The following is a 14,805-nucleotide window of genomic DNA, read 5'->3' as shown; positions in this document are numbered from 1 at the left end:
TCTAATTAAACAATAGGACTCTTTTATATTTTAACGCATTATCGCTGGAAAGAGTACAGTTTTATTCATTACGTCATATAAACCTTTTTGGGTTATCCGAATATATGGTAAATGAGTGGAGGTGAAAAATACAATTGTATAAATTGGGTCTTCATAACGATAACCTCTGTCCTTTATATAGTCGAATAGTTCTTTTTCCTTTTCAATTAATTCTTCCATCGACATGGAAGCCATCATCCCTCTTAATGGCAAAGGAATTTCTATATCAACCTTGCCATCTTTCACTAAGACAATCCCTCCGCCTATTTCTTTTAATCGTTCAAATGCGGTTATCATATCTTTTTGGCTTTTTCCTAATAACACAATATCTCCATCACCTGTATAAGAACTCGCCATTCCTCCGATTCTATTGGAGAAACCCTTTAATAAAGTATTGATTCGCCATTCTCCTTCTCGGTCAATCAACATGAAATAACATTCATCATGTTCCTCTGTGAGAATAGTATCAGAAACATTAATTGAAATGGAATAGGGCTTTGTAATGACGGCATTTTCCAAGCTTATTCCAAACGGCATTGAAAATTGCATATCAAGACTATTTACATTCCACTTTATATCTAATGGACTTAAATCAAACTGTTTCCAATCAACAATAGGGTACGCATCTCTCATTTCTCTTCCATCTTTTTTCACCCAAATTCCTTTTGCTAATACAGAAACAGGAGTTGGATTTTTTTTATCCTTCAGAAAGTTGATATTTGCAACTCTTCCCGTTGCAATATTCCCATGCAAATGTTCCATTCCATGATATTTAGCGATATTAATGGTTGCCATATTATAGGCATCTATTACTGGTACGCCATGATTCATCGCAATCCGAATAAGCTGATCAATATGGCCATTTTCATAAAAGGAAGAAGGAGATCCATCTGTTGTTAGCATAAAATAATCATATTGTTCAATGCCCAATTCTTTTATTTCCTTTAATAATTTCGGTAAATCTGGGCGAATAGACGAATAACGAAGACTAACTTTGTATCCTTGGAGCAAACGATTTAACACTTCTTTCCCAGTCATTGCTTCATGATCACTATCCACTCCCAGCAACATCAATTTGGCCAGTGTTTTCTCCGATGCTCCTGGAAAATGCCCCTCAATTCTTTTTCTTAATCGTTTCGTCTCCTGCATCCAATGAAGCATCATATCATCACCATCGAGAAGCCTCGGCCATCCCGTTAGCTCTCCTCCTTGAATAACTGCATCATGCTCCAGCCAACTTTTTACATTCCCATGAGAAAATATTAGTTCTTCCTCTTGCAACTCTGTTTGGGCATCATATCTGCTCCACCATAATATAGTGGAAGGAATATCTTTCATGAAGTTTAAAAAAGTAAACGCTTTCTTTTTTTCTAACTGCATAGCCAAAACTAAGTTATCATTCACATGTGTCGTTGTTCCAAATTGTGATGTATATTGGGCTAAGGTTAGGGGATTATAAATTTGAAAAGGATGCGCATGTGGTTCAATGTATCCTGGAACTAAAAAAAGATTAGTGCAATCAACAATTTCTGCTTGATCTATTTGTTTGGGCATATCATTGCCCACATAAATAATTCTATCTTGATATATCCATATATTAGCAAGTAACCACTTTCGTAATACCTGATTTAAATATGTTGCATTTTTTAAAACGATTGAAGGGGATTTTTCACCATTCAAAATGGATACATGGTCACGCAAAACTTTGTTTTTCCATCGATATCGCTGAGCTAACACTACGCTTCCTCCCTTTTCATATCTGTTACCTGTATATAAAAATGTAACGATTTTTCTTTATAAGATGAAGAATTTGTATGGAATTCCCTAAGATTAACATTATTTTACCATATAAAGTAACAATTCATATTACCGTTTTGTTAAATTTATGTAGGAGGAACGAAACTTATGAATCCAAAACAAAATATAAGTTTGATCAATGCGCTTATTCGAATTACCTGCGGCTGTGCATTTCTCGCATGGAGCACAGCAAAAATGGCAAAAAAGCCTTATAAACAATCTTATTTTCTTATTGCTCTACTTGCTGGAATGAAAATTGCAGAAGGGATTGTTCGTTATTGTCCAGTTGTTGCTCTTTATGAGAAAAAGGATGCAATTATGCCAAAATCTGAGCACAACCATTCCAAAAGTCAAAGTTCCAATATCCCCTCATCAGATGAAAGTAAAACCAATAATTCTGAGTCATCATCTAAGGAAGTTACTGAGATGATGGAGCAATTTAGTCCAGAGAAGATATTTTCCCCAGATGATATGAAAAAATAATTACTGCACGGGCTATCCGAGAGATTGGATAGCCTTTATCTCTTGCTAAATATAGGTTTAGGAATGCTAGGATGTGGTAAATGCATTAACAGAAACGAACGAAGGAGCTGGTCAAATGACAAAGCCAAAAAACCCATTAGATCTATACTATAACGATGACTTTCCAAAACAATATCAGGAACCTCCTGGTGTCCAAGCTAAAATGGATCCACAACCTGACTGTGGAGAAACTAGCTATCAAGGATCTGGTAAATTAAAAAATCGAAAAATATTAGTTACCGGTGGTGATTCTGGAATTGGGCGTGCAGCTGCCATCGCTTATGCTCGTGAAGGTGCAGATGTAGCGATTAACTACCTACCAGAAGAACAAGAAGATGCTGATGAAGTACAAAAGTTAGTCGAAGCAGAAGGACAAAAAGCCATTCTTATACCTGGAGATTTAAGTAATGAAAGTTTCTGCAAGGACTTAGTGGACAAAGCCTATAATGAACTTGGTGGACTCGACGTATTAGCCTTAGTTGCAGGAAAACAACAAGCAGTTGATGATATTATGGAACTTTCAACAGAGCAGCTAAGAAAAACTTTCGAAGTAAATGTATTCTCTCTCTATTGGGTAGTGAAAGCAGCACTTCCATACTTGCCAAAGGGAGCTTCTATTATCACAACTACGTCTGTTCAAGGCTATAACCCTAGTCCCAATTTATTAGATTATGCTCCATCTAAATTTGCTATCAATGGCTTTACTCGTGGACTTGCCAAACAATTAGCATCTAAAGGAATCCGGGTAAACTCCGTTGCTCCAGGCCCAATTTGGACCGCCTTACAAATTACAGGCGGACAGCCAAGTGAAGCCATCCCAACATTCGGTCAGCAAGCTCCATTAAAACGAGCTGGACAACCAGTCGAACTATCTAGTATTTATGTTTTCTTAGCATCCGATGAATCTAGCTATGTTACCGCACAAATATACGGTATAACAGGCGGAATTGAATTAGCATAAATTAATTATAAAAGAGGAAGTTCTTTCGTTACCTATGACATTGCTTTTTACATGTTATCGGGCTATGAGGACTTCCTCTTTTACCCATGCTCCTTCTTTTTCCTGCTTCCCGGCACAGACAGCCTTTCTCTGTTGCCTTTCACTATATATACTTATGTTTTCCACTAACATACTAAAACAACAAAAAACCCCCATATGCAATCATCAACAAAGTCTCACATACAGGGATTCCTTCTTATTTTACTGCTTTAAAGCCAATGTCTTTTCGATAAAAAATGCCATCGCTCTCTAATTTCTTTAGTTCTTTATATACTTTATCCTGTGCCTCTTTTAATGTACGGCTCTTAGCAGCAACTAACAAAACACGTCCGCCATTCGTGGTAAATGCACCAGCTTCATTTAAGTCGGTTCCCGCATGAAAAATAGAGACATCCTCCATTTTATCTAATCCTTGGATAACCGCACCTTTTTCATATGCTTCTGGATAGCCTTTTGCCGCAATAACTACTCCTAGCATATCCTCTTCATACCATTCAATCGACGGAGTTTCTCCATTTAAAATAGATAAAATGACTTCCACTAAATCGGACTTCATCCGTGGTAAGATGACTTGTGTTTCTGGGTCCCCTAGTCTTGCGTTAAACTCAATTACTTTTGGGCCTTTATCCGTTGCAATTAAGCCAGCGTATAAAATACCTGTAAATGTTCTGTCTTCTGCTATCATTGCTTTTGCCGTAGGTTTTACAATCGTTTCAATAGCAGTTTGCACGATTGCCGGATCAATGTGTGGAACAGGAGAATAAGCTCCCATTCCCCCTGTATTTGGCCCTTTATCTCCGTCAAAAGCACGTTTATGATCTTGCGCAATTTCTAATGGAATCACGGTTTCTCCATTCACAAAAGACATTAAAGAAAATTCTTCCCCGGCTAAAAACTCCTCAATAACAACTGTTGCAGATGCACTTCCGAATTTTTCGCCAACAAGCATTTCTTGGATGCTTTCTAATGCCTCTTCCATGTTCATCGCCACGGTTACACCTTTTCCTGCTGCTAATCCGTCTGCTTTAATAACAATTGGAGCACCCATTTCCTCAATATACGCTTTCGCCGCCTCATAATCCGAAAAGGTTTGGTATTCCCCTGTTGGAATATGATATTTCTTCATTAAATCTTTCGCGAAAGATTTGCTTCCTTCTATTTCTGCAGCACGTTGATTCGGACCAAATACCTTTAAGCCAGCTGCTTGAAATGCATCCACTACACCAAGAAGTAACGGTACTTCTGGGCCGACAATGGTTAAATCAATCTTTTGTGTAAGTGCAAAATCAACCAGTTTTTCGACCTCTGTTTCTGCTATTTCAATACGCTCTGCCACATCAGTCATTCCGACATTTCCTGGCGCTACAAAAACTGTTTCAACTTTTTCACTTTCGCTTACTTTTGTACAAATCGCATGCTCCCGACCACCGCGGCCAATAACAAGTACTTTCATTCTTTTATATCCCCCAAGCTTTCAAGATATTAATGTTTGAAATGTCTTACTCCTGTTAATACCATTGCAATTCCGTATTCATTGGCTTTTTTGATGGAATCTTCATCACGAATACTTCCACCTGTTTGAATAATTGCTGTTACTCCCGCTTTTGCAGCCGCTTCAACCGTGTCATCCATCGGGAAAAATGCATCTGATGCTAATACTGCCCCTACTGCTTTTTCTCCCGCTTGCTCTAAAGCAATTTTTGCAGAACCAACACGATTCATTTGCCCTGCACCAACACCTAGCGTCATTTCTTTGTTATTTACTACAATTGCATTTGACTTAACGTGCTTCACAATTTTCCATCCGAATTTCAGCGCTTCCCACTCTTCGTCTGTAGGCTTCTTCTCTGTAGGAATGGTGATGGCTGCATCCTCTAAAGAATAGCGATCAAAATCTTGTGTTAATAATCCACCCTCAATCGAAGTGAATTTCATTTCTTTGCTGCTTCCTGTTCCAAAAGGAATCGTTAATAAACGGATATTTTTCTTTGCTTGTAAAATATCTAATGCTTCTTGGGAATACGAAGGAGCGATTACTATTTCTAAGAAAATTTCATGCAGTTTGCTAGCTGTCTCTGCATCTACTTCTCTATTTAATGCAATAATTCCGCCAAAAATAGAGACTGGATCTGCTTCATATGCTTTCGAGAAAGCTGTGAAAATATCTTCGCCTGTTCCAACTCCACAAGGATTACTATGTTTAATCGCAACTGCAGCAGGCTCTGTAAATTCCTTTACAATTTGGATAGCAGCATCTGCATCATTGATATTATTGTAAGACAGTTCTTTTCCATGCAGTTGCGTCGCATTTGCAATCGAAAATTCAGATCCTAAAGGCTTGCGGTAAAAAGCTGCCTTTTGATGTGGATTTTCTCCATAGCGTAAAGGTTGCTTTAGTTCATATGTAACCGTTAATTTCTCTGGTGTTTCCTCTTCCGTAAGCTCTGTCATATATTCTGCAATCATCGCATCATAAGCAGCTGTATGACGGAATACCTTTGCAGCAAGTCTGCGTCTCGTTTCAAATGAGACTTCCGCTCCCTGCTTTAATTCCGAAATAACCGTTTGATAATCAACCGGATCTACCACTACAGTTACATACTGATGATTTTTTGCCGAAGCACGAAGCATTGTTGGTCCGCCGATATCGATATTTTCAATTGCATCTTCTACGGTTACATCCGGCTTCGCAATCGTTTGTTGAAAAGGATATAAATTGACACATACGAGTTGGATCGGATCAATCTTATGCTCTTCTAATTGAGCAGCATGGCTAGGTTCATCAAATTTAGCAAGCAATCCCCCGTGAATATAAGGATTTAAAGTTTTCACTCTTCCTTCTAATATTTCAGGAAAGCCAGTGACTTCACTAACACTCATTACAGGAATCCCACTATCTTGAATTGCCTTTTTTGTTCCGCCTGTCGAAATTAACTCAAAACCTAATTCATGAAGCTCTTTTGCAAAATCTGTAATACCTGTTTTATCAGAAACACTAATTAACGCTCTTTTTTTCATTATTATTCCTCCTGATATTTCATGCCTGTTGATTACGTACTTATTAATGAAATGCTTCTGCTTTATGGAGCAATTGTTGAATTACCTTTGGATATAACTGGTGCTCTAACGCCTGAATTTTTTCCTGCACGCTTTCCCTAGTATCTTCTTCAGTTAAGATAATTGATTCTTGCGCAATCACCGGACCGGTATCCATTCCTGCATCCACATAATGAATCGTAATGCCCGTTTGCTCGACCCTTGCCTCTATAGCTTGGCCTATGGCATCCTTGCCTGGGAAAGATGGCAGAAGAGATGGATGAATATTGATTATTTTTCCTGCATAAGCTTGTAAAAGTGTGTCGCCTACTAATCTCATATATCCTGCAAGAACAATTAAATCAATTTTATTCTTATCTAAATGCATTAAAATTTCTTTTTCATAATCTGCTTTTTCTGGATAATTCTTCGCTGCAAAAACAAAGGTGGGAATTTCTTCTTTTATCGCTCTATCTATCACATAAGCTCCTGGTTTATCCGAGACTAATAAAGTAATAGATACATTTAATTCGCCTCGTTTCACTGCATTTATTATTGCCTGAAAGTTAGATCCATTACCAGAAGCAAAAACAGCAATCCGCTTCATATACAGTCCTCCGCCTTTATTTGAGGATGATATTTATTTCCCCGTCGTCTGTTACTTTTCCAATTGTATACGCCTTTTCTCCTATTCGAGTAAAGTGATCAATGATCTGTTCTTCGTCCTCTTTGCTTACAGCAAGAACCATTCCCGTTCCCATATTAAAGATGTTATACATCTCTTTACGATCGATTTCGCCAATTCCCTCCATTTTTTCAAAAACAGCAGGTACTTCCCAATTAGCTTCATCCAATTCCATTCCCAAACCTTCTGGAAGCATTCTTGGAATATTTTCGATAAATCCTCCCCCAGTAATGTGAGCGAGACCTTTAATTTCAAATTCTGCTAAAGCAGAAAGAACGGGCTTTACATAAATTCTAGTCGGCTTGATTAACTCTTCACCTAATGTACAGCCGAATTCCTCGATATAATCAGATAAAGACATACTCGCTTTTTCGAAAAATAATTTTCGCACAAGAGAATAGCCATTGCTATGAATACCATTAGAAGCGAGACCGATCAAGACATCTCCAGCTTGGATTTTTTCACCTGTTATAAGTTTTTCTTTCTCACAAGCTCCCACAGCAAATCCTGCTAGATCATATTCTTCTTCCCCATACATGCCCGGCATTTCAGCTGTTTCTCCGCCAACCAACGCACATCCGGCTTGCTCACAACCGTCTGCAATTCCTTTGACAATGGCCTCGATTTTACCAGGCTCTGCTTTTCCACAAGCAATATAGTCAAGGAAATAGATTGGTTCTGCCCCTTGGACGACGATATCATTTACGCACATTGCCACAGCATCAATTCCAATCGTATCGTGCTTATCCAGCATAAAAGCAAGCATTAGCTTTGTTCCTACCCCATCTGTCCCCGATACCAAAACGGGGTTTTGTAAATTTAGAACAGATAAATCAAACATGCCGCCAAATCCGCCTAATCCCCCCATAACGCCTGGACGAATCGTTTTCTTCACATGCTTTTTCATTCTTGTTACTGCCTCATAGCCTGCTTCTATATTAACGCCTGCTTGTTTATAAGCCTCAGCCATTTTATGCCTCCTAAATTGTGATAATTCAATGGAAAAGCGACATCATCGCATGCCGCTTTTCTTTTATTTACCGTTATTGTTAAACTTTTTCATATGGATGATCAGCGTTCGGATAAATTTCTGTCGGGTACTTGCCAGTAAAGCAAGCTAAACAATGCCCTCTGTTTTCCCCATCATCTGTACGGCCAATCGCATCAATCATTCCTTCTGTACTTAAGAAGATGAGCGAATCAGCACCAATGATTTCACGCAGTTCTTCTACAGAATATTTCGATGCAATTAACTCTTCTTTTGTTGACGTATCAATTCCATAGAAGCAAGGATTTTTAATTGGTGGAGAACTGATTAATACATGTACTTCTGTTGCTCCTGCTTCTCTTAGCATCGTTACAATGCGTCTACTTGTTGTACCACGTACAATTGAATCATCCACCATTATTACTCTTTTCCCTTCTACCACTCCACGAACAGCCGAAAGCTTCATCTTGACACCTTGCTCGCGAAGGGATTGCGAAGGCTGAATAAAAGTTCTGCCAACATAACGATTTTTAATCAATCCAAGCTCATACGGAATGCCTGTTGCTTCCGCATATCCAATTGCTGCTGAAATACTAGAGTCAGGTACTCCCGTTACTACATCTGCTTCAATTGGTGCTTCGATTGCTAATCTTTTCCCAAGATTTTTACGCGCAGTATGGACATTGATCCCATTGATATTGCTATCCGGTCTAGAGAAATAAACATACTCCATCGTACACATTGCAATATTAGAAGCGACAGAAAACATTTCTGAACGGAAGCCGTTATCGTCAATGATTAACAGTTCACCTGGTAATATATCACGAACAAACTCTGCTCCAACCACATCAAAGGCACATGTTTCAGATGCAACAACATAAGCATCACCTAATTTCCCTAAAGAAAGAGGACGCATTCCATTTGGATCTAGGGCAACCATTAATTCTGTTTCCGTTAAAATAAGAAAAGCATAGGCACCTTTAATCATTGTCAGCGCATTTTTCACTCTTTCTTTAAAAGCCGCAAAGCCGCCTCTTCTAATTAAATGTGCAAGCACCTCTGTATCAGAGCTTGTTTGAAAGATACTTCCTTGTGCTTCTAGCTGGCTTTTTAAAGCTGTGGCATTTACTAAATTTCCATTGTGAGCAAGTGCCATACTTCCGCTTTGGAAGTGGAACAGAAGAGGCTGGACATTTTCATATCCGCCGCCTCCTGCTGTGGCATAACGTACATGCCCAATTGCAGCTTTTCCGCTTAACTCTTTTATTGCTTCTTGCGTGAAAATTTCAGAGACTAATCCTTCTCCCTTAATTCCTTTTAATTTTTCTCCATCTGTCGCTACAATGCCAGTGCCCTCTTGACCACGATGCTGTAAGCTATGCAGTCCATAATATGCCAATTGAGATGCATCCTCATGTCCCCAAACACCAAAAATGCCACATTCCTCATTTAACCCTCTTATTTCAGCAAGCATGGAATTGCTCCTCTCCAGGCATTCGTTAACGAATCAACCTGTTCATTTACTAGAATAGTTTCCCCTTGACTAATGGTAAGAACGGCTGTATCTGTAACTTCTCCTACTAGTGTAGCAGGAACTAAATTTTCAAAAGTCTCTTTGTTTTCTGGTTTAATTGAAAGCAAGAAACGTGATTGTGATTCACTAAAAAGTGCTGTTACAGCATCTTCTGTAACCTTTACTTTGGCTCCTAATCCTTTTGAGTTGATTAAGCTTTCCGCAACAGCAACAGCTAAGCCACCTTCCGCTAAATCGTGAGCAGATTCTACAACGCCTGCACGAATTGCCTCCAGTACTGCTTGCTGATACGTTTTTTCAAGCTCTAAATCTAAGGAAGGTGCCTTGCCAGAAATAGTTCCTTCAAGCAATTTTTGCAGTTCACTTCCGCCAAACTCTGCTTTTGTTTCCCCAAGCACATAAATTAAGTCACCAGCAGATTTAAAGCTTTGTGTAGTAATGTCTTTCGTATCCTTTATTAATCCGACCATGCCAATGACAGGAGTAGGATAGATAGCTGTTCCATTTGTTTCGTTATATAAAGAGACATTCCCGCCGATTACTGGTGCATTCAAAGCTAAGCAAGCTTCACTAATTCCATCTGCCGCTTTTTCAATTTGCCAGAAAATCTCTGGTTTCTCTGGATTTCCAAAATTCAAGTTATCTGTAATGGCAAGTGGTTCTGCCCCAGAACAAACAATATTACGTGCTGCTTCTGCTACTGCAATCTTGCCGCCTGTTTCTGGATCTAAGTATAAATATCTTGCATTACAGTCCGTTGTCATCGCTAATGCCTTTTTCGTTCCGCGAATACGTACTACTGCAGCATCAGAGCCTGGTGCAACAACTGTATTCGTCCGAACCATATAGTCATATTGATCATAAACCCACTCTTTGCTTGCAATTGTAGGCTGTTTTAACAGATTAAGAAGTGTTTCTCCATAGTTGTTTACGGTAGGAATATAGTTTTCCATTGCTTGGAACTCACGATAATATGTTGGTTCACTAGATGGCTTATGATAGACAGGCGCATCCTCTGCCAAAGCATCTGCAGGCACATTTGCTACTACTTCTCCTTTATGAAGAAGACGAAGCATTTTATCACCTGTTACAACACCAATTGCTACTGCTTCTAAATCATATTTATGGAAAAGATCTTTAATTTCTTGTTCTCTTCCTTTTTTCACGACAATCAACATACGTTCTTGTGATTCAGAAAGCATCATTTCATAAGCAGTCATTCCTGTTTCTCGCTGTGGTACTAAATCTAAGTTCATTTCAATACCAGAGCCGGCTTTACTCGCCATTTCTGCACTGGAACTTGCCAGTCCTGCAGCCCCCATATCCTGAATACCAACTAATGCATCTGATTGAATCAGTTCAAGACATGCTTCCAAAAGAAGCTTTTCCATAAATGGATCTCCAACTTGTACTGCTGGACGCTTTTCATCTGAGTTCTCTGTTAATTCCTCAGAAGCAAATGTCGCACCATGAATACCGTCACGTCCTGTTTTGGCTCCAACATACATAACCGTATTCCCCACACCATGCGCTTGGCCTTTTTTTATATCTTCATGATTAATTAACCCAACACACATCGCATTTACAAGCGGATTTCCAGCATAGGAATCATCAAATGCAATTTCTCCACCAACTGTTGGAATCCCTATACAGTTACCATAGCCAGCAATTCCAGCAACTACTTCTTTAAAAAGGTATTTTGTCCGTTCATTATCTAATTCACCGAATCGTAGTGAGTTAAGAATCGCAATTGGTCTTGCTCCCATGGAAAAGACATCACGGATAATTCCGCCTACGCCTGTTGCTGCGCCTTGATATGGTTCAATAGCAGATGGATGGTTGTGACTCTCGATTTTAAACGCAACAGCTTGACCATCACCGATATCTACAATCCCTGCACCTTCACCAGGACCTTGTAACACTTGAGGTCCTGTCGTTGGGAATTTTCTTAATACTGGTTTCGAATTTTTATAACTGCAATGTTCTGACCACATAACAGAAAATAACCCAATCTCTGTATAGTTTGGAAGACGATCAAGAATTCCTTCTACCATCGCAAACTCTTCATCCGTCACACCCATTTGTTTGTAAATTTCTTCTGATTTAATTTGTTCTGGACTTGGTTCAAGCATTAACGACATTTGCTTCCCTCCACTGACTAACGATTGATTTAAATATTTTCAGACCATCTGCTCCACCTAAAAGCACATCTACCGCTCTTTCTGGGTGTGGCATCATGCCAAGGACATTACCTTTTTCATTTATGATTCCCGCAATATTTTCTAAACTTCCGTTTGGATTTGTACCATTGTAAGTAAAGATAATTTGGTTATTTGCTTTTAAGTTTGCTAATGTTTCTTCATCACAGTAGTAATTGCCTTCTCCGTGCGCAATCGGGACAGTGATTACTTCGTTTTCCTTATATGCAGAGGAGAACATCGTATTATTATTTACTACTTGCAGTTCAACTGGCTTACAGATAAACTTTAAGCTTTCATTTCTTCTCATCGCGCCAGGCAGTAAACCTGCTTCTAATAATATTTGGAATCCATTACATACACCTAGAATTGGTTTGCCTGCTTCTGCTGCTTTTATTACTTCTCTCATTACATTACTGAATCTTGCAATCGCTCCTGTACGAAGATAGTCACCATAAGAGAAACCTCCTGGAAGCAAAATTCCATCAAAGCCTTCTAAGCTGTCTGTATCATGCCAAACGTATTCTACTTCTTCTCCAAGCTCGTCTTTCACCGCATGAAACATATCAACATCACAATTGGATCCTGGAAATACGATTACTGCAAACTTCACTGTGCAACAACCTCCTCCACCTCATAGCGGTAATCCTCAATAACTGTATTAGCAAGCAGCTTTTCACACATTTCCTTCACTAGCTCATCAATGTTTCTTTCTGATTTATCAATTGTTAATTCTAGATATTTACCGATACGTACATCTTCTACTTCTTTATAATTTAATGAATGCAGTGATCCTTTTACGGCATTTCCTTGTGGATCTAATACACTTTCTCTTAATGTGATATATACTTTAACCTTAAACATGTTGACTGCCCCCTAATCTCGCTAAAATAGTTTCATATGCATCTGTTAAATTTCCTATATCGCGACGAAATACGTCTTTATCTAATTTCGCATTAGTTTCTTTATCCCAGAGTCGGCATGTATCCGGCGAAATTTCATCCGCAAGAAGAACATTTCCCTCTTTGTCTTTGCCAAATTCTAATTTGAAATCAACCAGGTTAATTCCCAATTCTCCAAAAAATCTGCATAATACTTCATTTACTTCCAATGCCTTTTTCTTTAAAATGGCAACTTCATCTGTTGATGCAAGCTTTAACTCTTCGATATGGTCCTCCGTAATCATTGGGTCACCTAATGCATCATCTTTGTAGTAAAACTCAACTAGCGGTTTTGATAACGAAATTCCCTCTTCTATTCCTAATCTTTTTGAAAAACTGCCTGCTGCTAAATTTCGAACAACAACTTCTAACGGAATAATGTCCACTTTTTTCACAAGCTGTTCTGTTTCTGACAATCTTTCCACGAAATGCGATGGAATACCAAAGTCTTTTAATTTTAAGAATAGTAAACTAGTAATCTCATTATTTAATCGACCTTTGCCTGTAATAGTTGCTTTCTTCTCTCCATTAAAGGCAGTAGCGGAATCCTTATATTCCAGCCAAACTATATTCTCATCCGAAGTTTCATACACTCTTTTTGCTTTTCCTTCATACAATAAAGCTCTCTTTTCCATTTGAAGAGTCTCCTTATCAAAAAAATTAGGGATAAAACGAAAAATTCTAACTTGCAATTTTTTACTCAAAATTCGGTATATTCTGTTTTCATAATTTATAGTAGAGCTGCCATATTAGGTGACAGCTCTTATTTTTTTATAGTCCAAGACGATCAAAAATCGTATCAACATGTTTAATATGGAAGTGATAATCAAAACAATCATCAATTTCTTCTTTTGTTAACTTAGAAGAAATGACTGCATCGCTATCTACTAGCTCACGGAATGGTACTTGCTTTTCCCATGATTCCATTGCTCTAGGCTGTACAGTATCATACGCCTCTTCTCTTGTAAGCCCCTTATCTATTAGAGCTAGTAATACTCGTTGTGAGTAAATTAATCCCAGTGTACGATCCATATTACGCTTCATATTCTCTGGGAATACAGTTAGGTTTTTCACGATATTACTGAAGCGATTTAACATATAATTTAAGGCAATCGTTGCATCAGGAATAATAATCCGCTCAGCAGAAGAGTGAGATATATCTCTTTCGTGCCATAGAGGAACATTTTCATAAGCAGTCAGCATATAACCACGAATCACACGAGCAAGACCAGCCATATTTTCTGAACCAATTGGGTTACGTTTATGCGGCATTGCTGAAGAACCTTTTTGTCCTTTTGCGAAAAACTCTTCTACTTCTCTTGTTTCACTTTTTTGCAATCCACGAATTTCTACTGCAAATTTTTCAATGGATGTAGCGATTAACGCTAAAGTAGACATATAATCCGCATGGCGATCGCGCTGTAACGTCTGGGTTGAAATCGGCGCTGGCTTTAATCCTAATTCTTTACAAACATATTGCTCAACAAAAGGATCAATATTAGCATAAGTTCCTACCGCACCAGAAATCTTACCGTATTCAATACCTTCAGCAGCTGCTTTAAATCTTTCCAGATTACGTTTCATTTCTTCATGCCATAGTGCTAGTTTCAAACCGAATGTTGTAGGTTCTGCATGTACGCCATGTGTACGTCCCATCATAACGGTATACTTATGTTCTTGCGCTTTGTTTTTTAAAACATCAATAAAGTTCTCTACGTCTTTTAATAAAATTTCATTTGCTTGTTTAATTAAGTAGGAAAGTGCTGTATCTACAACATCTGTAGAAGTTAGACCGTAATGCACCCATTTTCGTTCTTCTCCAAGTGTTTCCGATACCGCTCTAGTAAATGCTACAACATCATGTCTTGTATCCATTTCTATTTCTTTAATACGCTCGATATCAAATGAAGCATTTTCGCGGATTTTTTTTACATCCTCTTGTGGAATTTCACCAAGCTTTACCCAAGCCTCACATGCTAAAATTTCTACCTCTAACCACGCTTTAAAGCGATTTTCCTCTGTCCAAATGTTTCCCATTTCTGGTCTTGTGTAACGATCAATCATT

The 14,805-nt window shown here is 38.5% G+C and carries 13 protein-coding genes; 2 read left to right on the top strand and 11 right to left on the bottom strand.

Annotation, left to right across the window (positions count from 1 at the left end):
* Window positions 1-30: 30 nt before the first annotated feature.
* Window positions 31-1,776 carry an adenine deaminase C-terminal domain-containing protein gene (locus tag NST77_RS23915; protein ID WP_095333436.1) on the bottom strand — a complete coding sequence of 582 codons (1,746 nt, stop codon included), beginning with the start codon at window positions 1,774-1,776 and terminating at the stop codon, window positions 31-33.
* Between the two features lie 168 nt (window positions 1,777-1,944).
* On the opposite strand from NST77_RS23915, the gene NST77_RS23910 reads away from it, so the two are divergent.
* Both NST77_RS23910 and NST77_RS23905 read left to right on the top strand, forming a co-directional pair.
* Window positions 1,945-2,319 (top strand): YgaP-like transmembrane domain, encoded by a 375-nt coding sequence (locus NST77_RS23910; protein ID WP_095333438.1) that lies wholly within the window; start codon window positions 1,945-1,947, stop codon window positions 2,317-2,319.
* A 115-nt stretch (window positions 2,320-2,434) separates the two neighbouring features.
* Window positions 2,435-3,319, top strand: a complete 885-nt coding sequence (locus tag NST77_RS23905) for an SDR family oxidoreductase (protein ID WP_095333462.1) — start codon at window positions 2,435-2,437, stop codon at window positions 3,317-3,319.
* Between the two features lie 235 nt (window positions 3,320-3,554).
* Here NST77_RS23905 and purD read toward each other — a convergent pair whose 3' ends face one another.
* The 10 genes from purD to purB form a co-directional block, all read right to left on the bottom strand.
* Window positions 3,555-4,811 carry a phosphoribosylamine--glycine ligase gene (purD, locus tag NST77_RS23900; RefSeq protein WP_249879280.1) on the bottom strand — a complete coding sequence of 419 codons (1,257 nt, stop codon included), beginning with the start codon at window positions 4,809-4,811 and terminating at the stop codon, window positions 3,555-3,557.
* A gap of 29 nt (window positions 4,812-4,840) precedes the next feature.
* A complete protein-coding gene (gene purH / locus NST77_RS23895) occupies window positions 4,841-6,376 on the bottom strand; it encodes a bifunctional phosphoribosylaminoimidazolecarboxamide formyltransferase/IMP cyclohydrolase (RefSeq protein ID WP_095333442.1) in 1,536 nt (511 codons plus the stop codon).
* 43 nt (window positions 6,377-6,419) lie between these two features.
* A complete protein-coding gene (gene purN / locus NST77_RS23890; RefSeq protein ID WP_341123673.1) occupies window positions 6,420-7,001 on the bottom strand; it encodes a phosphoribosylglycinamide formyltransferase in 582 nt (193 codons plus the stop codon).
* 16 nt (window positions 7,002-7,017) lie between these two features.
* Complete coding sequence (gene purM / locus NST77_RS23885; RefSeq protein WP_095333447.1) at window positions 7,018-8,049, bottom strand: phosphoribosylformylglycinamidine cyclo-ligase; 1,032 nt, start codon at window positions 8,047-8,049, stop codon at window positions 7,018-7,020.
* A 79-nt stretch (window positions 8,050-8,128) separates the two neighbouring features.
* On the bottom strand, window positions 8,129-9,541 hold the full coding sequence (gene purF, locus NST77_RS23880) for an amidophosphoribosyltransferase (protein WP_047944712.1): 1,413 nt from the start codon (window positions 9,539-9,541) through the stop codon (window positions 8,129-8,131).
* Window positions 9,526-11,742 (bottom strand): phosphoribosylformylglycinamidine synthase subunit PurL, encoded by a 2,217-nt coding sequence (gene purL / locus NST77_RS23875; protein WP_095333449.1) that lies wholly within the window; start codon window positions 11,740-11,742, stop codon window positions 9,526-9,528. Before purL ends, purF begins: the two co-directional genes overlap by 16 nt.
* A complete protein-coding gene (gene purQ, locus NST77_RS23870) occupies window positions 11,726-12,412 on the bottom strand; it encodes a phosphoribosylformylglycinamidine synthase subunit PurQ (protein ID WP_095333451.1) in 687 nt (228 codons plus the stop codon). Before purQ ends, purL begins: the two co-directional genes overlap by 17 nt.
* Window positions 12,409-12,663 carry a phosphoribosylformylglycinamidine synthase subunit PurS gene (purS, locus tag NST77_RS23865; protein ID WP_016205034.1) on the bottom strand — a complete coding sequence of 85 codons (255 nt, stop codon included), beginning with the start codon at window positions 12,661-12,663 and terminating at the stop codon, window positions 12,409-12,411. Before purS ends, purQ begins: the two co-directional genes overlap by 4 nt.
* Window positions 12,656-13,375: a phosphoribosylaminoimidazolesuccinocarboxamide synthase gene (purC, locus tag NST77_RS23860; RefSeq protein ID WP_095333454.1), complete on the bottom strand. Its 720-nt coding sequence runs from the start codon at window positions 13,373-13,375 to the stop codon at window positions 12,656-12,658. The genes purS and purC overlap by 8 nt, the downstream gene beginning before the upstream one ends.
* A gap of 136 nt (window positions 13,376-13,511) precedes the next feature.
* Window positions 13,512-14,804: an adenylosuccinate lyase gene (gene purB / locus NST77_RS23855; protein ID WP_123260021.1), complete on the bottom strand. Its 1,293-nt coding sequence runs from the start codon at window positions 14,802-14,804 to the stop codon at window positions 13,512-13,514.
* Window position 14,805: the final 1 nt, after the last annotated feature.

The organism is Niallia sp. FSL W8-0177, from assembly GCF_038006285.1.
GTDB lineage: Bacteria > Bacillota > Bacilli > Bacillales > Cytobacillaceae > Niallia > Niallia circulans_A.
The sequence above is the reverse complement of the archived record's forward strand: the minus strand, read 5'-3'. Positions and strand labels throughout refer to the sequence as shown.